At 48.3% G+C, this 16,842-nt stretch carries 16 protein-coding genes; 5 read left to right on the top strand and 11 right to left on the bottom strand.

All coding sequences use genetic code 11. The annotated features are described in order from the left end of the window. Positions 1 to 209 precede the first annotated feature (209 nt). Positions 210 to 1,703: a SpoIIE family protein phosphatase gene (locus tag IM638_18660; protein ID MCA6365060.1), complete on the top strand. Its 1,494-nt coding sequence runs from the start codon at positions 210 to 212 to the stop codon at positions 1,701 to 1,703. A gap of 98 nt (positions 1,704 to 1,801) precedes the next feature. After that, complete coding sequence (locus IM638_18655) at positions 1,802 to 2,785, top strand: gliding motility-associated C-terminal domain-containing protein (GenBank protein MCA6365059.1); 984 nt, start codon at positions 1,802 to 1,804, stop codon at positions 2,783 to 2,785. Between the two features lie 67 nt (positions 2,786 to 2,852). Here the strand turns inward: IM638_18655 and clpX are convergent, their stop codons facing one another. From clpX to tig, 3 genes are all read right to left on the bottom strand, one after another. Further along, positions 2,853 to 4,100 carry an ATP-dependent Clp protease ATP-binding subunit ClpX gene (gene clpX, locus IM638_18650; GenBank protein ID MCA6365058.1) on the bottom strand — a complete coding sequence of 416 codons (1,248 nt, stop codon included), beginning with the start codon at positions 4,098 to 4,100 and terminating at the stop codon, positions 2,853 to 2,855. Between the two features lie 86 nt (positions 4,101 to 4,186). Then, a complete protein-coding gene (clpP, locus tag IM638_18645) occupies positions 4,187 to 4,876 on the bottom strand; it encodes an ATP-dependent Clp endopeptidase proteolytic subunit ClpP (GenBank protein MCA6365057.1) in 690 nt (229 codons plus the stop codon). A gap of 134 nt (positions 4,877 to 5,010) precedes the next feature. Then, a complete protein-coding gene (gene tig / locus IM638_18640) occupies positions 5,011 to 6,360 on the bottom strand; it encodes a trigger factor (protein MCA6365056.1) in 1,350 nt (449 codons plus the stop codon). A gap of 242 nt (positions 6,361 to 6,602) precedes the next feature. On the opposite strand from tig, the gene IM638_18635 reads away from it, so the two are divergent. Beyond that, positions 6,603 to 7,022 carry a hypothetical protein gene (locus IM638_18635; GenBank protein MCA6365055.1) on the top strand — a complete coding sequence of 140 codons (420 nt, stop codon included), beginning with the start codon at positions 6,603 to 6,605 and terminating at the stop codon, positions 7,020 to 7,022. Between the two features lie 65 nt (positions 7,023 to 7,087). Here IM638_18635 and IM638_18630 read toward each other — a convergent pair whose 3' ends face one another. The 5 genes from IM638_18630 to IM638_18610 all read right to left on the bottom strand — a co-directional run bounded on the left by IM638_18630 (position 7,088) and on the right by IM638_18610 (position 13,440). Continuing rightward, positions 7,088 to 9,613, bottom strand: coding sequence for a TonB-dependent receptor (locus tag IM638_18630; protein ID MCA6365054.1), 2,526 nt, complete (start codon positions 9,611 to 9,613; stop codon positions 7,088 to 7,090). Between the two features lie 110 nt (positions 9,614 to 9,723). After that, the gene (apaG, locus tag IM638_18625) at positions 9,724 to 10,110 is read right to left on the bottom strand and encodes a Co2+/Mg2+ efflux protein ApaG (protein ID MCA6365053.1); all 387 of its coding nucleotides are present in this window, start codon (positions 10,108 to 10,110) and stop codon (positions 9,724 to 9,726) included. A gap of 162 nt (positions 10,111 to 10,272) precedes the next feature. Then, positions 10,273 to 11,571 (bottom strand): DUF5103 domain-containing protein, encoded by a 1,299-nt coding sequence (locus IM638_18620; protein MCA6365052.1) that lies wholly within the window; start codon positions 11,569 to 11,571, stop codon positions 10,273 to 10,275. Between the two features lie 49 nt (positions 11,572 to 11,620). After that, on the bottom strand, positions 11,621 to 12,349 hold the full coding sequence (locus IM638_18615; protein MCA6365051.1) for a DUF2807 domain-containing protein: 729 nt from the start codon (positions 12,347 to 12,349) through the stop codon (positions 11,621 to 11,623). Continuing rightward, positions 12,349 to 13,440, bottom strand: coding sequence for an acyloxyacyl hydrolase (locus tag IM638_18610; protein ID MCA6365050.1), 1,092 nt, complete (start codon positions 13,438 to 13,440; stop codon positions 12,349 to 12,351). The genes IM638_18615 and IM638_18610 overlap by 1 nt, the downstream gene beginning before the upstream one ends. 66 nt (positions 13,441 to 13,506) lie before the next feature. Between IM638_18610 and mazG the strand changes: the two genes are divergently transcribed. Next, on the top strand, positions 13,507 to 14,319 hold the full coding sequence (gene mazG / locus IM638_18605; protein MCA6365049.1) for a nucleoside triphosphate pyrophosphohydrolase: 813 nt from the start codon (positions 13,507 to 13,509) through the stop codon (positions 14,317 to 14,319). Here the strand turns inward: mazG and IM638_18600 are convergent. Further along, positions 14,309 to 14,752 carry a (4Fe-4S)-binding protein gene (locus IM638_18600; protein ID MCA6365048.1) on the bottom strand — a complete coding sequence of 148 codons (444 nt, stop codon included), beginning with the start codon at positions 14,750 to 14,752 and terminating at the stop codon, positions 14,309 to 14,311. The two genes, mazG and IM638_18600, sit on opposite strands and share 11 nt — an antisense overlap. A gap of 122 nt (positions 14,753 to 14,874) precedes the next feature. Between IM638_18600 and IM638_18595 the strand changes: the two genes are divergently transcribed. Next, positions 14,875 to 15,996 carry an acyl-CoA desaturase gene (locus tag IM638_18595; GenBank protein MCA6365047.1) on the top strand — a complete coding sequence of 374 codons (1,122 nt, stop codon included), beginning with the start codon at positions 14,875 to 14,877 and terminating at the stop codon, positions 15,994 to 15,996. Between the two features lie 59 nt (positions 15,997 to 16,055). Here the strand turns inward: IM638_18595 and IM638_18590 are convergent, their stop codons facing one another. Together IM638_18590 and IM638_18585 are read right to left on the bottom strand one after the other, a co-directional pair. Continuing rightward, positions 16,056 to 16,433, bottom strand: coding sequence for a hypothetical protein (locus tag IM638_18590; protein MCA6365046.1), 378 nt, complete (start codon positions 16,431 to 16,433; stop codon positions 16,056 to 16,058). 112 nt (positions 16,434 to 16,545) lie between these two features. Then, positions 16,546 to 16,749 carry a hypothetical protein gene (locus tag IM638_18585; protein MCA6365045.1) on the bottom strand — a complete coding sequence of 68 codons (204 nt, stop codon included), beginning with the start codon at positions 16,747 to 16,749 and terminating at the stop codon, positions 16,546 to 16,548. Positions 16,750 to 16,842 lie beyond the last annotated feature (93 nt).

Genomic DNA, 16,842 nt, shown 5'->3' with positions numbered 1-16,842 from the left:
AATACACACCGCAGACTGTTCCGAAAACCGGAACAGTCTTTTTTTATGTCTTTCCGTTCACTGATTTACGGGTTTATACCGGTGAAGATTTAGCGAAGTATATTTAGTGTAAGTGATTAACTTTAAAAAGATTAAAGCTTTTTAATTCTATTGCCAAATCCAATCAGCCAGTTTGTCGTATATAAATTGAAAATCCTTGAATTCCCGGTATGAGTAGTTTGTTGCGATTAGCATTCCGAAACGCCACCACACGTGTGCTTATTCTTGTATTCGGTGCAGGAATACTGCTTGTGATTTATTTCCTTGTTAATTCCTATTTCAGCTTACTCAATGCGTATGAAGAAGGCGAACTCAATAAACTCAAAGGCATTATTTACACACTGTCGCCCCGCATCAGCGGCGATTATCACGAGTGGCTTACCAATACCTATCATCATAAAGATGATTTGAAAAGGGCCGAAGATGACTCTGTCTATCTCGCTATGCAGAATCAGATGAAAGAAGTTGTGCAGTCGAACATGCTTCCGGCCGATGCGATTTATACCATGATGTATGATTCCATAAAAAAGGAATTTGAATTTGTGGTTTTTTCAAGCGGCTGCTACTGGCTGCATAAATGGGAAAAATTTCATCCCGAGCATGTAAAGCTTTATTCAACCGGCGGCGTTGTACCTACCTATACCGATGAAAATGGCACCTGGCTTTCGGCATTTGTTCCTATCCGCAACCGGACTGGAAAACAGGTGGGAATTATTCAGGTTGATTCACGGTTTGATGGTTTTATTGCGCGCACACGCAAGACAATTTTCTACAATTCGCTCATTACCATTTCTGTGGTGTTGTTAATTGGGATCTTTCTCTGGTTCACCATCCGCAACTTGCTGCTGGCCGAAGAAAAAGCAGCTTTTGAATTGCGCGAGGCCCTGCAAAAAGTAGAAACCAGTAACCGCGAAACACTGGAAAGTATAGAATATGCGCGGCGCATTCAGGATGCCATTCTGCCCGGCACGCGCAGGCTCTCGCAGGTATTCCCGCAAAGTTTCGTACTCTACCATCCGCGCGATATTGTGAGCGGTGATTTCTTCTGGATGGCCGAAGAAAATGGCTGGGCCTACATTGCAGCGGTTGACTGCACCGGCCATGGTGTGCCCGGTGCGTTCATGAGTATCATCGGCAGCACGTTCCTTGCCGAAATCACGGGGAGCGAACACCGTCAGACACCTTCGCAGATTCTCGACAAACTGGAAAAGAAAATTACTGCGGCCATGAACAAAGACGGTAATTTTAACCGCGATGGCATGGACATCGGGCTTGCTGCTGTGTGCCTTTCCACGCGGGAAATAGAATTTGCAGGCGCACTCCGCCCCATGGTGATTACCGGCCAATCCGAATTACAGGAAATACGGGCCAATCGTTTCCCCATCGGAGGAGGTACCGACATTCCCAAGTCCGGGTTCACCAATCACAGCATACAGCTCAATTCCGGCGACTCCTTTTATCTTTTTACCGATGGCTATGCCGACCAGATTGGTGAGACCAAAGGAAAACGTATGGGGACCAAACGGCTTAAGCAGGAGTTACAATACATTGCATCTATGTCGCCCGCCGAAGGCAAAGTACATCTCGAAAAGTTCTGGCAGGACTGGCGCGGCAATACTGAGCAAATGGATGATGTATTGCTGATCGGGGTGAGGGTGAGTTGATCTTATCAAGTTGGAAAAATGAGCTATATTCGGCCTCAAAATTATAATGTGGCTAATGCGTAAATGCGTGTTATTTGATAATATATTGCTGACTTCCAATGAAAAAAGCCTGTACTCTTCTACTTATCCTGTTTACACAAATCGCTTATTCCCAGAATTTGGTTGTAAATCCCGGATTTGAAGATTACAACCAATGTCCCTTCACTTATGGTGAACTTTATCAGTGTGTCGGCTGGTTCCAAACCACAAGTGGCTCGTCAGACTACCTGAACACCTGCATGGTTACACTTGCACCAGCCAACTTATGGGGCTATCGTTGGCCCAGAACCGGTAATGGTTATGCCGGTTTTTATACATATGCCAACTATAATTTAAATTACCGTGAATATATTTCCGGGCAGTTGTCACAACCCTTAGCTGCGGGCCAATTATACTGTTTCGGATTTTATTTGTCGTTAGCAGATTCAAGCAATGTTTCTACCAGTCACATCGGTATTTATTTTTCGAATACTTCCCCACTTTTATTGACGGACAGCCTAGGGAATTTAATGGAGTCAAATTTGCCGCATATTCCTCAATATGAAGAATTGCAAGCGGTTACCAACCGACCGGGTTGGTTTTTTGTAACGGGAGCATTTATCGCCTCGGGTGGTGAGGCTTATCTGACCATTGGCAATTTTCGTGATTCGGTGAATTCAGTATTGGATACATCAGGATCCCCATTATCCTGGCCCTCTCAATATATATCCTATTATTATATAGATGATGTTTTTGTTGAGGCTTGCCTTACACCTCCATATAAAGGCTCTTTCGTAAATGTTCCCAATGTATTTACTCCTAACGGAGATGGTGTTAATGATCTTTTTGTTGTTGAAAGTCAGCAAATAAAAACGTTTGAGTTAACGATTTACAATCGCTGGGGGAACAAAGTATTCAGCTCACAATCGGCAACAACGCACTGGGACGGACTTGATGAGTCAGGTAAGGACTGTATGGATGGGAATTATTACTATACAATCAGTGCGGAAGGGAACGATAATCAGGTGTATCGAGTAAGCGGGTATCTGATGTTAATCCATTAAGGTTAACACAAAAAAAGCAGAGAAGCGATTACCACTTCTCTGCTTTTTAAATTTAGTCCGGTGCAAATTACGCCACGCGCAAATTATCCATCTTGGCCTTGCTCAGTTTTTCCTGTGCGTAATCAAGTGTAATGTTGAGGCGGCGGATGGTGTTGTCGGAAGGAATTTCAAACATGGCATCAATCATAATGGCTTCGCAAATGGAGCGGAGGCCGCGTGCACCGAGTTTGTATTCCATGGCTTTGTCCACAATGTGCTCAAACACGCCGTCGTCAAAGCTTAGCTTTACATTATCCATTTCAAACAGGCGCAGATACTGTTTAATGAGTGCGTTTTTGGGCTCGGTAAGGATGCTGCGCAGTGCCTGACGGTCGAGCGGATTGAGGTGCGCCAGTACGGGCAAACGGCCGATGAGTTCGGGAATAAGTCCGAAGCTCTTCAGGTCTTGCGGTACTATATACTGAAGCATATTATCCTTGTCGAGCTCGGCGTTTTGCTGTCCGGCCGTGTAGCCAATGGTTTGCGACTGCAGACGGCGTGCAATTTTACGGTCGATACCATCAAACGCACCGCCGCAAATGAACAGGATGTTTCGTGTATTCACCTGAATCATTTTCTGCTCAGGATGTTTGCGGCCACCCTGAGGCGGCACATTCACCACATTGCCTTCGAGCATTTTCAGCAACGCCTGCTGTACACCCTCGCCCGATACATCGCGCGTAATTGACGGATTGTCGCTCTTGCGGGCAATCTTGTCAATCTCGTCAATAAACACAATGCCGCGCTCGGCAGCATTCACATCGTAATCGGCAGCCTGAAGCAAACGAACGAGGATGCTTTCCACGTCTTCCCCCACGTAACCGGCTTCAGTGAGCACAGTAGCATCGGCAATGCAGAAAGGTACATTGAGAAGTTTGGCAATGGAGCGGGCCAGCAGCGTTTTGCCGGTTCCTGTTTCGCCTACAAGGATAATGTTGGATTTCTCCACGTCAATATCCTCTGTTTTGCGTGCGGCAGGTTTCTGGGCAATTCGCTTGTAGTGGTTGTAAACCGCCACGGAAAGCACTTTCTTGGCCTGATCCTGACCAATTACATACTCATCCAGATGACGTTTTATTTCCATCGGTTTGAGCAGCGTCAGCGCCGTGCTCACATCCTGTGATTTGCGCGAATCCTGTTCTTCCTTTACAATACGATATGCCTGCTGTATGCACTGGTCGCAGATATGCCCCTGAATGCCGGCGATCAGCACCAGTGTATCCTGTTTATCGCGTCCGCAAAATGAGCAGTGAATGTGCGGTTCTTTGTTTGCCATTGAAATAGATTGTCAAAACTGACAAAAAAGCATTCCGTAACGCTACGGAATGCTTTTCAAATGTAGGTAAAATATACGTGGAAAGCTTACTTACTGCCTTTGCCTGAAAGGATTTCGTCAATCATTCCATACTCCTTGGCTTCGGCGGCAGTCATCCAGTAATCGCGGTCGCTGTCGGCCCAAACCTTTTCATACGTCTGGCCGCTGTGTTTGGCAATGATTTCATACAGCTCTTTTTTGAGCTTCTGAATCTCACGGGCGGTGATTTCGATGTCAGATGCCTGACCTTCGGCTCCACCAAGCGGCTGGTGAATCATGATGCGTGAGTGGGGCAGAGCGGTACGTTTGCCTTTTGCACCGGCGCACTGAAGTACGGCACCCATTGAAGCGGCAATACCCGTACAAATTGTAGCCACATCAGGCTGCACAATCTGCATGGTGTCGTAAATGCCTAAACCGGCATACACTGAACCTCCGGGAGAGTTCATGTAGATCTGAATATCCTTCTTCGAATCCACTGATTCGAGGAAGAGAAGCTGCGCCTGCACAATATTGGCCACCTGATCGTTGATGCCTGTGCCGAGGAAGATGATGCGATCCATCATCAAACGCGAAAACACGTCCATTACGGCAATGTTCATCTGGCGCTCTTCAATGATGTTGGGGGTGAGTCCACGGGGCATTGACGTAATTGACGAGGCGTAGCTGTCGAACGTCATGCTGTTGATTCCGTGGTGTTTCACGGCATATTTGCGGAATTCGTTGTGATCGAACATACGTTAGCTGTTTTATACGTTGAGGTTGATTCTTTTCAAGATCAGTGCCAGCTTTTTCAGGCTGTCAGTTTGGCATTAGGCCGCTAACACAAACCGCCGTTCAATTCAATGACGGCGGTTTGCGAACAGGTCGTTTATTTCACTCCGGCCAGGAAATCATCATAGCTCACTTCCTTCGAAGTAATGCTGCAGGCCGTGCGGTAAAGTGTCATCAGTTTTTGCTGGTAGAGGTTTTCAAACACCTTGCGTGCTTCTTCCTCTTTGCCCAGTAAACGCTGTGCATTGGCGGTGAGTTCCGCATCAGGCACTTCATCGGGATTCATGCCGTACTGGCGGTAGTTGTTACGGAGCAATTCCTTTACATGCTCGGTAGCTTCTTCGGCTGTAACCTGAATGTTATTGTCTTTGATGATCTTGTTTTCGATAAGCTGCCAGCGGAGCTGACGGGCATAAAGATCATATTCGGCATCTACCTGCTCGGGTGTGATGGGCTTTTCGTTGGCGGTAAGCAGCCAGCGTTTCAGGAATGCATCGGGCAGGCTGAGGTTGGTGCGGCCAATGAGTTCAGTGGCGATATCGTTTTGCAAACGCTTTTCGGTATCGTTGCTGAACATGCCGCTGAGTTCGGTGGCAATGCGTGCGCGGAATTCATCCACTGAGTTGACAGCCCCCGGGCCATAAATTTTATCGAAAAATTCCTGGTTCAGCTCGGCGGGCTGCAGGCGGCTTACCTGTGTAACGGTAAACTGGAAGCTGCTGTTCAGGCTTTCTGCGGCCTGGGGTTCAATGCCCAGTTTCTGTGCCAGTGCAGTCTTGTCGCTGTCAATCTGAGCCGCAGTAAGCACGATTTTATCATCCACTTTGGCACCTTCGAGCGATTTGTGCTCGTCGCGCACCGGAGTGTCGAGGAACATGGTGGATGATTTGAAAATGCCGCCGGGCAGAATTTCTCCGTTGGCATCCAGTTCTACAAAAGTACCATAGAGAAGATCACCGGCCTGAGCACTTTCCGAAGGAGCAATGCTGCCATAACGACGGGTAAGGTCGCTCACATAACCGTCAATGAGCTTTTCGTCAATAGCTACTTTGTATTCGGTAAACTGCATGTCGCCGCCCAGTTTCAGGTCAAACTTGGGAGCAAGTGCCATGTCAAAGCCAAACTCAAATTCCGACTGTGTTTCAATGTCCACATTGTCGTTTTGAGGCTGGGGCAGGGGATTACCCAATACGTCGAGTTCTTCGGCGCGGATGTATTTGTAAAGTTCGTCGGAAAGAATCTTATTGAGTTCTTCGGCCAGAACCGATTTGCCGTACATTTTCTTCACCAGCGAGGCGGGCACTTTACCCGGACGGAAACCGGGCATGCTTACCTGCTTCTGGTAGTTGCGCAGGGTCTTTTCTACGCGGTCGGCATAATCATCCGGACCGATTTTAACTTTCACAACGGCGTTAAGCTCGTCAATGTGCTCTTTGGAAATGTTCATGATGCTTAGTCAGCTTTTCAGGAGCCCGTTTTGCCCGGGCTCCGGCTTTTTGTAAAACGGATGGCAAAGATAAGTCAAAATCAGCCTTTTCCGACGAAAAACACGGGTAAAAATGAAATACCGCCTGTCGGATTAAACCGCCCGCCTGTATAGCCGGAAGCGCACCCTGCGTATATGATTGTTCACAGGCTGATTTGCAGCATTACTTTTGCATTACCCCTTGAAACAAACTGCATCGGCTGATGCATATTTACATGGCAAAAGAAGCGTTAACATCCACCATTCGACTTGAATACCGGGAAGACCGGATTTTGCGTATTACTATTTTACCTAATTCACGTATTGATATTCAGCAGGCCCGCCAGAACTGGGAAACCGCTGCACGCCTGATCGGAAGTATCCGCGTAGCTGTACTTGTAGATGCCACGGCCGATCACCAGCTTACCCGCCTTGCACAGGAATACGCTTCCGAACAGTCGCACCACCGTGTGGCTATGGCGGTGGTTACCCAAAGCACCATTACCCGCCTGCTTACCACACTTTATGTGGCCATTTTTCGTCCGGCCGTTCCCGTAAAGCTCTTCTCCAGCATTGCCGCCGCCGAAAACTGGCTTTCGCAGCAATTGCTTGATGAAGAGATGCAGCAGCGTATTGCCGGATAGGTTTTCCGCCTTTTCCTTTTCTTCTCACCCGATTTCACTGATGGCGCTGCATGCGCGGGTTTGGGTTAAAACATTCCGCCACCACCGCCATCATCCATGCTTTGCTGCTGACGGTTGTTGCGGCGCTGCTGGGGATTTTCGTCGGCTTTGCCGAAACGCCAGGTAAACGTAATCATCAGAATACGGCTTTCGCGTTTGCGGCGGGCGGTAAGTTCATAGCCGGTTAGTTTGTTGGTAAGGCGGAATTCTTTGGTGTCGAAAATGTCGCTCACGTTTGCAGTAAACTGTCCACGGCCTTTAAATACATCCTGCCGCACACCGATGTCGAAACCGCCTACCATCATAAACTGCCCGGCCGGCTGAATAAACGGCGAGTTGTAAAAACCGGTGAGCTGGAGGTTGGTGCCCGGAAGTACGCGGTAGTTCACGGTTAAACGTCCTGACCAGTTCAGCGCCTCACTTTGCAGTCCGGCTTCAATGTTATCGCCGTTTATCTGGTTTCGGAAGCCGTTCATGGTGAGCATGATATTGCCACGGCGTTTGGGCAGCGGCATACGGAATACGCCTTCAATACCCAGGTTGTTGCCCGAGGTATAGTTGATGGGGCGTACGAGCGCAATGCCGGTGCTTATGTTGTAAATACGCACCATCGAAATCAGGTCGGTAGTGTAGCGGAAATAGGCCGTACCGCTTATGCTGATGCCGTTTTCAAAAGCGCGCGCAAGGTTGAGTTCGGCCGAGTTGATGTATTCGGGGCGGAGAAACGGATTGCCCGAACGGAGGTTGATGGAGTCGCTGATGTCCACAAACGGGTTCAGCTGGCCGTTTCCCGGCCGGTTGAGGCGGCGGCTGTAGCTTACCTGCCATTCATAGCCTGGTTTTACCGTGTAGCGAACCGATACGCTGGGGAAAATGCCGAGGTAGTTATTTTTAAAATCGGCTGTAGTCGAGCTTGAGGTGCCGGTAAGCTGCGTCTGTTCCGCACGCACGCCGGCCTGCATATCGAATTTTCCTCTGTGCATTGCGGCCTGCACGTAAGCCGCATAAATATTTTCGTTGAAAATGAAATTGTCGCTGTAGCGCGTATCCGTGATAAAGCCGCCATATCCGTCGGTAAAAAGCACCGCCTGGTTGTTGTCGTAATTACGAAGCGAATATTTAAGACCGGTTTCAAAGCGCAAACTATCGTTTACCGGATGGTTATAGTCGATTTGTGCCACGCCGGTGGCAAATACATTGTCGGCATTGTTTTTCTGGTAGGGCGCTTCATCGGCCAGCGAATTACGGAACTCGTTGCGGTCCTGCCGGTCGATATAGGACAGCGAAGCAGAAGCGGTGAGTTTGCGCTGGCTGCCGGGGAATGCTTTGGCGAAATCAAGCGCCAGGTCGCTGCCAAGTGTTTTCTGCCGTTCGGCCACAATACGGTCAAAGCCGCTGTAAAACGTCCGGTCAGCATCGAGGAAAGCGTAGCTGATGCTGTCGGCATTCCGGCTGGTGCGGTAGTTAAAGCCGCCCGAAAGCGAAAGCGTGTTATAGGCATTGAGGTAAAAATCGGCGCCAATTTTGCCAAAGTGTGAAGCATCGTTGCTAAGGCCGCGCCCGCCTGTGAGAAAGTAAAAGTTGGTATCGGCGGTAAGCGTGTGCTGTTCGCCCTGGCGGGTAAACCAACGGTCTTCGGTGCGCCAGTTGTAGTTGGCAAACAGGTTTACTTTCTTCATGCGGTTGTTGAGGTTTACCGCGCCGTTGTATTTTCCGTTGGAGCCCTGTCCGAGCGTAACCGAACCGTTCAGTCCCTGTTTCGCGTCTTTTTTGGTAATGATGTTGATGATTCCCGCCATGCCCTGCGCATCATAACGCGCCGAAGGATTGGTGATTACCTCAATGCGGTCGATAATGCTGGCGGGCACCTGCTGAAGCGCCGCCTGCCTGTCGCTTCCGGTAATACCCGATGGACGGCCGTCAATGAGAATAGTCACGTTTTCCGAGCCGCGTAAACTCACTTTCCCGTCCATATCTACCGCCACCGACGGAATGTTTTGCAGAATATCCGTGGCTGTGCCGCCTGCGTTGGTGATGTTCTGGTTTACGTCGTACACCTTTTTGTCGATGCTGTTGGTGTAGTCGGCACGGGCGTCTGATACTTCAACCGTGTTCAGCTGCTGAGCGCCGGTGCTCAGGTAAATGCGGCCCAGATCGGCCTGTGTGGCCTGCGGGGTAACCGCAAAACTTTTCGTGAAACGGGTATTGTAGCCGATAAATGAAACACGCAGGTAAAAACGCCCGGCCGGAAGCGGTATCTGAAACTGTCCGTTTTTATCGGTTATGCCACCGCCGGAAAACATGCTGTCGGGCAAACTGTAGGCGGTAAGTGTAACGTATTCCAGCATTTGTCCGTTTGCGGTATCCATTACAATACCGATCACTTTACCAATTTGCGGTTTAGCCTGCTGAGTCTTTGCTGCAGGCGGCTTTGCTGCAGGCGGTTTTGCCGCAGGCGGTTTGCTGCGCGCAGTATCAACCCGTGTTGGTGTTTGTGCAATTGCCGCCACGTTCAGAAGCAGCAAAGCGGTAATAAGTAATGTGAAACGCATTTCGGCTGAATACAGATTTAGGGCGCAAATTTACCTTAAATCTGTGGCTAATGCGGTTTTAATGTGCCCGATCCACGTTAATAAAGGTGAATGCAGCAGAATGAACCGGCTCAGTTGAGGCGATGCGTGGCAATGAGTTCAAATTTGGGAATCTGCACTTCAAACAGATAGCCGTCCACTTCGCGCCGGAAAAGATAAGCGCCGTGCATGGTGCCCATTTCGCTGGTCAGGTTACAGGCTGAGTCGTATGAATAGGATTCACCCGGTTCCAGCACAGGCTGCTGACCAATTACACCTTCACCTTCCACCTCGTGCCGCATTCCGGCCGAATCGAAGATAAACCAGTGGCGACGCAGCAACTGTACGGTGTATTCACCATTGTTTTCAATACCAATCTGGTAGGAGAAAAAGAAATGCTGCTGGCCCGGGCGCGAATGCGCTTCTTCATAGCGACTTTGCACCGAAATTTTTATGCCGTGAGTAACGCGGGTAATCATGCGGCCTTGGGTTTAGTTCAACAAGTTTACAAAACTGTTAACCATATAAACAAGAAATCTGCACAAAGGTTACATTATTTAACACTATCAACCAGTTAAATACTGGTTAATACCTGATTGTGAAACATTTCTGTTGAAAACCGGGCGGGTTTTTCCACAAGATTATTGCGGACGCGAGGAATAGCGCTTTATACCTACCAGTCTGTCGTAACGTGCCCCCGGTTTGCGCTGATAGACGTAGATTACGTAGGTGTTTTCAGTTTCCTGGTGCATGCCTTCCACAAAATAATCGTCGGCTGCGGGTGTATTGTCGCGGCGCAGTACAAACTCATAATTGTAATAGCCTTGTTTGAGCAGGATGCGGGCCTCGTAACCGCGGCGTTCGTAATTGTATGTCATTTTCATTTCCGGCTTAAACTGCCAGTCGCTGAGTGCGCCAAACACATACACATCGCCTTCATCGGTAGGTAATTCCCATTTCAGGAAAAAATGCACATATACATAATCCGCTTCGGTGATGCTGTCGCCACCATCGTACGAATTAATCATGAAACGTCCGTTCAGATCAGGATTATTCAGGTAACGTTTGTAAGTACGCTTTTCATCGGTAATCAGATACACATGTTTGCGTCCGTCTTCACCCATTTCAATCTGCTGCACACGTTCCGACTGTAGTCGCAAGGTGCGTGTATCAAACCACCTGAATTCATTACCTCCTTTAAATACATTCACATCCTCATAATCATACGTAATCTCGCTGCCGTTTACAAACTGGGGTTGAAGATTTAGTACCGCATTATCCCAGCGACCGTTTTGGCGGATGATTGGTTTTAGTTCGGTAAACGGATTGCTCACTGCCGATCCCGTATTGATTTTGAAATCCACTTCCTGCTTAAAGTTGCGGTCGCCCACAATGGTGGCCGGATGCACACTTCCATTAATACTTACTAATTCTTCTGTAACAATAAACCGGCGTGTAATAATCAGTTTTTCGGGATCATTATCGCGATAAATTTTCAGCAGGTAATTGCCCGAGAGCAGCAGCTTGAAGTTATCGTGCGGGAAACTGGCCCGGTAATTTGTAAACTTCTGGAGTGTGTTGCGCGAAAAACGGTAATCCGTAATCGGCTGATCCATGAACCCGTCAAGAAAATCGCCGGTAGAAAGGTTGTTGCTGGGCTGCCAGTCGTAGGTGCAGTGCTGCACGGTGTAGCTGTAGTTTTTAAAATCCCCGTCCAGGTCATCAAACAACAGGTAAAGCACATCGTCGGTACCGAGCCGTATGGTGGCGTCGCTCAGCGAGCCGGGGTTGCTGCTTAAAATAACAGTGTGTATGGAGGGTTCGTAAATATGATCCTCGTAGCGAATGGATTTATCGGAAAAATAATCAATGGTAGTATCTGGTGCAGCCGCCTGGGAAAAAAGAGGGAGCAGGAGAAACAGAAACAAGAGTTTTTTCATCAGTTAAAAATCAGATTTAAAGGACGTAAGCACAAACATAATGCCTTATTTATTGTACGCGGAGAATCTGGCCCGATCCGGTCACTTTATCGCGCACTAACGCAGGATTTCCGTAATACATAATATTTCCAATGCTGGTGAGGCTGTAAATGATCTGCTGGCGCGCGTTAAGCACACAGTCGTTTTGCGAGCCGTTGTCGGCAATGGCAAACTCCGCCTGCAGGTCTGAGGCATCCACACGGGCCAGCCCGGCATTCCAGAATTTAAGTTCGTTTACCTGCCCGTGCAGCACAAGTTGTCCGCCCACCGGATTGTTCCAGTAATAAAATACGGTGCAGTTCAGTTTCAGATCCACATCCATGGTGCGAGCCTTGTTTACAACGCCGATTTCGTAACCGGTAAGCGGTTCGGGGGTGCGGATGCTGCACGTTTCATACACGTTGATGAGTTTGATAGCCGTAACGTGTATGTACAGGCGGGTATTGGCTTCACGCGGGTGAAACATTTGTCCGTTGCCGCGTGTGTCGATGATTATTTTTCCGTCTTCGGTTTTCAGATCAGTTTTGTTTACCACCCGTTCAGGACCGTTTACCACAATTTTGTTGACGGTGTCCTGAATGAGGATGATTTCATAGACACCTTCAATTTGCAGTGTGTCGATGCTGGCATAATCGTACGTTTTGCTCACGAATCCTTCATACGGATCGCCTTTGCGGCAGGCCGAAAGTATGGTGAGCAGGGCGATACAGAGCAGTGGCAGTAACTGTTTGGTGCGCATTATCGGAACGTATAGCCTACACCGATTTCAGGAAAATCGAGAATGTAGAGGTGAGATTTCATGGATGCGTTTACAAAGAATGCGGGCGTAATATGCCAGCGCACCATGGCCCGGTTGTACATGAAATAGTTGTTCAGCTTATCACGCAGGCCAATGTAAAAGCCTTCCTGCACGAGCAGCGAAAACCTGTTGTAAATAAATTCCTGCGTGAAGTGTATGCCGGTCATAAATGCATACTGCGATTTGTATTCGCGGTTCTGCCGCACCATCTGATCTTCTACCGAAGCATCGTAGAAGAAGTCGGCACCGGCGCCAAAGGCAAATTTATGACCGGTGCGGCGGCTTGCGTTAAACGAAACCGAGAAAGCGGGGTATTTAAACGATTCAAACGTGCGGGTGTGCTTTACGCCGCCGGTAACCATTACATGGTAATTCATTTCGGGCTTAAATGCAGGAATGCTGTCGCGGCGGAAGGTTTTCTGCTGGCCCACAGACCAGGTCAGGCCAGTGTAAGCGGTAGCGAAGTTCAGGCCCACATTGGGTTCGCCGAGGTTGGCGTTTGAAATGTGGTTAAATGCCAGGCCTGCATTGGCGCCCAGTCTGCCGGTGAGATTTACATGCAGCAGCAGGTCGGCGTGATAGTGTATGTTGAGGTGTGTGGCAATAGCCACGTTCATGAAGTTGTTATCCTCATTGTAAGTGCGTGTGGCGTAGGAGAGGCCCACACCCATCTGATAGCTGAGGTTTACACGCCGCCGGCCGGCAATGTGCAGGCGGTAATACGGATAAATTGTGTACTGATCGCCAAACTGCGAGGCGCTGCCCATGCTGCTGTAAAAAAAAGCTACGCCCCAGGCCGGGTAGCGGTAAAGCTGCTGCCACATATTTTCGCCTGTGGTCTGATGCAGAATATTGATTTCCGCGCCACGTATATAATCGTCGGCAATGTAATTCATAAAGCCGTACTCAGGCAGCAGCAGCCCGTAATGCGCATTGGCGCGCACAGTCCACGGATAGGTAGTGCGCGGGTCGAATGCGCGGGCATTGTGCACGAAGCCGCAGAGCAGACAAAACAGCAGCAGTTTTTTCATAGCGTTCAGCGTGTATAAAGATAGCAGTTCGGCCGGGGATTCGCATTAACTTTGCATGATATGAACATGGCTAATTCTACTCCCGAGCAAAAGCAGCAGGCTTTCGGCCGTTTGCTTACCATTATGGACGAACTGCGTGCGCAATGCCCGTGGGACAAAAAGCAAACCATGGAAACCCTGCGGCACCTTACCATTGAAGAGATGTACGAGCTGGCCGATGCGATACTCACCGGCAACCTGCAGGGCGTAAAAAAAGAACTGGGCGATGTGCTGCTGCATATTGTATTCTACGCCAAAATCGGCAGCGAAACCGGCGATTTCGATATTGCTGATGTGATTCATGCACAGTGTGACAAGCTCATTTCACGCCACCCACATATTTACGGCGACGTAAAAGCCGAAACCGAAGAGCAGGTGAAGGAAAACTGGGAGAAAATAAAACTCAGGGAAAAAGACAGCATCACCGGCGACGGTTTCCGCTCGGTGCTGGCGGGTGTGCCGCTCGGGCTGCCGGCGGTGGTGAAAGCCACCCGCATTCAGGAAAAAGCGCGTGCCGTAGGTTTCGACTGGGAAGAGCCGCAGCAGGTTTGGGATAAAGTGCTGGAAGAACTTAATGAATTTAAAACCGAGTGCGACCACAAAGCTGAAAAAGCAAGGCTGGAAGATGAATTTGGCGATGTAATGTTTGCACTCATCAACTATGCCCGCTTTCTGGGCATCAATCCCGAAGATGCGCTCGAAAAAACAAACCGCAAATTCATAGCCCGCTTCCAGTATCTCGAACGCGAATCACAAAAAGATGGCCGCAAACTCGAAGAAATGAGCCTGGCCGAGATGGATGAATACTGGAACCGCGCCAAAAAACTGGCTAACCCGTAAAACCCGCACTACGATGCGATCCGTCGCAGTAAGGCTTATTACCCGATGCTCCGCAGCGGCAAAAAGCAGTGATATTGCTCTTACGCACCTCATTGCCTTCGGCATCCTTCACAATAATTTCGCCCCGCACCAGCAACGGCCCATTGGGCGATACTTCAGCCACACACAATTCGTAGGCCTGCTTTTCTTCTTCTGCCTTATTGTTCATCGTATAACTTATTGCGCCCGAAGGGCATTTCTTTACCTGGGCAATAATTTCTTCAGCTGTGGCTCCCTCCACATTGATCCACGGACGTTTTGTGGGATCAAACACATTGCGCAGCTGAGTCCAGCAAATTCTTGAGTGAATACACACTTCCGGTTTCCAGTGAACCGTAATTTCGTCGGTTGAATATTTTTTCTCCATTTGTGGAATTAAAGTTAAACAAAACATCAATCTGCAAGTTATCTGACGAGAATCATCTGTGTTTGGTCGAAAAATGAGTGTTAATAGTTGCTCATCAGGTACGAGGAGGAGGAATAAACCGTAACTTGCAGCCACATTAAAAGGAACGAATGGAACTGAACCAAATCCGATTTAACAATCGCCTCAACGCAGATTTTGTAAAGGAACTTCGCCTCGCTGTCGATCAATACTTCACCACCCGTAACATTTCCACATACGCCAACACGGCAATGGTTATTAAAACCATTTGCATGGTTGCACTGTACGTGGTGCCCTACATTCTTATCATGTCCGGTAATTTCGGTGCATGGGCATCGTTGGGACTGGCACTACTTATGGGGTTGGGTGCTACCGGTATTGGCTTCTCCGTGGCGCATGATGCTTTGCATAATGCCTACTCAAAGAACCCGCTGATCAATAAACTTATCGGCGTGTCATTCAATTTTCTGGGAGCCAATGATTATTTCTGGAAAATTAAACACAATGTGCGCCACCACACCTTCACCAATATTCACGAAAAAGACGAAGATATTGATGCTCCGGTAAATATTCTCCGCCTTACCCCGCAGGTGCAATGGAAGCGTGTGCACCGTCTGCAGCCCTGGCTGGCTCTTCCGCTTTATTCGATGCTTTCGCTGAGCTGGGTGTTTTATACCGATTTCAACAAGTTGTTTACCTATAACGGAAACGGAAGTCCTAATCCCGAAATTAAACACCCGTTGAAAGAAGTGATACGCCTGTTTGTGTACAAGTTTATCTATCTCTTCCTCACCATTGCGCTGCCCATTATGGTGCTGCCTTTTGCCTGGTGGCAAATTCTTATCGGATTTGTAGCCATGCATATGCTTATGGGTATTATCCTCTCAGTTGTTTTTCAGCTGGCACACATTGTAGAAGAAACTGAGTTTCCTGCACCAACTGAAAAAGGTAATATCGAAAATTCATTTGTAGTTCATCAGCTTACTACTACTGCCAATTTTGCAGTACGCAACCCGGTTATTACCTGGTTTGTGGGCGGGTTGAATTTTCAGGTTGAACACCATTTGTTTCCGCACATCTGCAGCATACACTATTACAAGTTAAGCCGTGTGGTGGAAGCAAAGGCACGTGAGTTTGGTATTACCTACCACAACCATCACTCACTCATTTCTGCAATTCGTTCGCATTTCCGGACCCTGCAACAGTTCAGCCGGCCCGACGATTTAAGTACTTCTGCAAACGCCGCAGCATAACCAGTATGCATAAAAAAAACGCCGGAATAGATTCCGGCGTTTTTTTTATGCTGTAACTTTTATTCAGTAATCGAAAGATCTTCTTTCTGGACTTCTTTCCGGTCTGTCCATTTTATTTTTACCGGCATTCCGCCTTTCACGGGTTCATTTACTGAACTGTCGAATCCTACGCCGTATATGTAGTAATGGCCATAGCGTAAATCAGGAATTTCGGCATAGCCGCTGGCGTTTGCAGTTACCGATGCATCATATTTCGAGACATCTTCGCCCGGAAAATCTTTTGCACCGTATTTAATGTAAATGCGCGTACCCGGAATTGTTGCCCCGTGATGTTTTGCCGTAATGCCTAGTGCGGCGTCGCCGCCGGTACCGTCTTTATTGCAGCCTGTAAGCCAAATACTTCCTGCAAGCAGTGTAATGGTCAGAATAGGTTTCATTTGCCTGAATGATTTACATAAAGGTACAATGCGTTGGTTGGATACATCAAAAAAATAAACAACCGGACAGGTTTATTCCATATCCGGTTGTTTTGATGTATTGAACAGGCTCTTAGTGATCCAGATTTTTGTAAATCCAGTAAGTCAGGCCACCCAGCATCAGCATCGCCACTCCCAGAATAGCGGCTTCGAAATTATGCCCTGATGTAACGCAATAAGTAAGCCCGCTGAGGTAAACAACCAGTGCTCCGCTGGCAAATAAACGAAGTGCGCGGCGACTGATTCTTAAAGGTTGGTGCTGATTGTTGATTTCCATGTTGAAGTGATTTATGAAGTCCAAAAGTCGGCCAACGGCAAACGGAAGTGCAGGAGCAATGTCATTTTATTAGCTGATATTCATCAGATTAAT

The sequence above is a fragment of the Bacteroidota bacterium genome (assembly GCA_020402865.1).
GTDB lineage: Bacteria > Bacteroidota > Bacteroidia > Palsa-965 > Palsa-965.
Note: the sequence above shows the minus strand (reverse complement) of the source record. Positions and strands in the feature narration are given on the sequence as shown.

Coding starts and splice junctions, on each gene's coding strand:
- IM638_18660 (MCA6365060.1), top strand. CDS start 210: ATGAGTAGTTTGTTGCGATTAGCATTCCGAAACGCCACCACACGTGTG.
- IM638_18655 (MCA6365059.1), top strand. CDS start 1,802: ATGAAAAAAGCCTGTACTCTTCTACTTATCCTGTTTACACAAATCGCT.
- clpX (MCA6365058.1), bottom strand. CDS start 4,100: ATGGCAAACAAAGAACCGCACATTCACTGCTCATTTTGCGGACGCGAT.
- clpP (MCA6365057.1), bottom strand. CDS start 4,876: ATGTTCGATCACAACGAATTCCGCAAATATGCCGTGAAACACCACGGA.
- tig (MCA6365056.1), bottom strand. CDS start 6,360: ATGAACATTTCCAAAGAGCACATTGACGAGCTTAACGCCGTTGTGAAA.
- IM638_18635 (MCA6365055.1), top strand. CDS start 6,603: ATGCATATTTACATGGCAAAAGAAGCGTTAACATCCACCATTCGACTT.
- IM638_18630 (MCA6365054.1), bottom strand. CDS start 9,613: ATGCGTTTCACATTACTTATTACCGCTTTGCTGCTTCTGAACGTGGCG.
- apaG (MCA6365053.1), bottom strand. CDS start 10,110: ATGATTACCCGCGTTACTCACGGCATAAAAATTTCGGTGCAAAGTCGC.
- IM638_18620 (MCA6365052.1), bottom strand. CDS start 11,571: ATGAAAAAACTCTTGTTTCTGTTTCTCCTGCTCCCTCTTTTTTCCCAG.
- IM638_18615 (MCA6365051.1), bottom strand. CDS start 12,349: ATGCGCACCAAACAGTTACTGCCACTGCTCTGTATCGCCCTGCTCACC.
- IM638_18610 (MCA6365050.1), bottom strand. CDS start 13,440: ATGAAAAAACTGCTGCTGTTTTGTCTGCTCTGCGGCTTCGTGCACAAT.
- mazG (MCA6365049.1), top strand. CDS start 13,507: ATGGCTAATTCTACTCCCGAGCAAAAGCAGCAGGCTTTCGGCCGTTTG.
- IM638_18600 (MCA6365048.1), bottom strand. CDS start 14,752: ATGTTTTGTTTAACTTTAATTCCACAAATGGAGAAAAAATATTCAACC.
- IM638_18595 (MCA6365047.1), top strand. CDS start 14,875: ATGGAACTGAACCAAATCCGATTTAACAATCGCCTCAACGCAGATTTT.
- IM638_18590 (MCA6365046.1), bottom strand. CDS start 16,433: ATGAAACCTATTCTGACCATTACACTGCTTGCAGGAAGTATTTGGCTT.
- IM638_18585 (MCA6365045.1), bottom strand. CDS start 16,749: ATGGAAATCAACAATCAGCACCAACCTTTAAGAATCAGTCGCCGCGCA.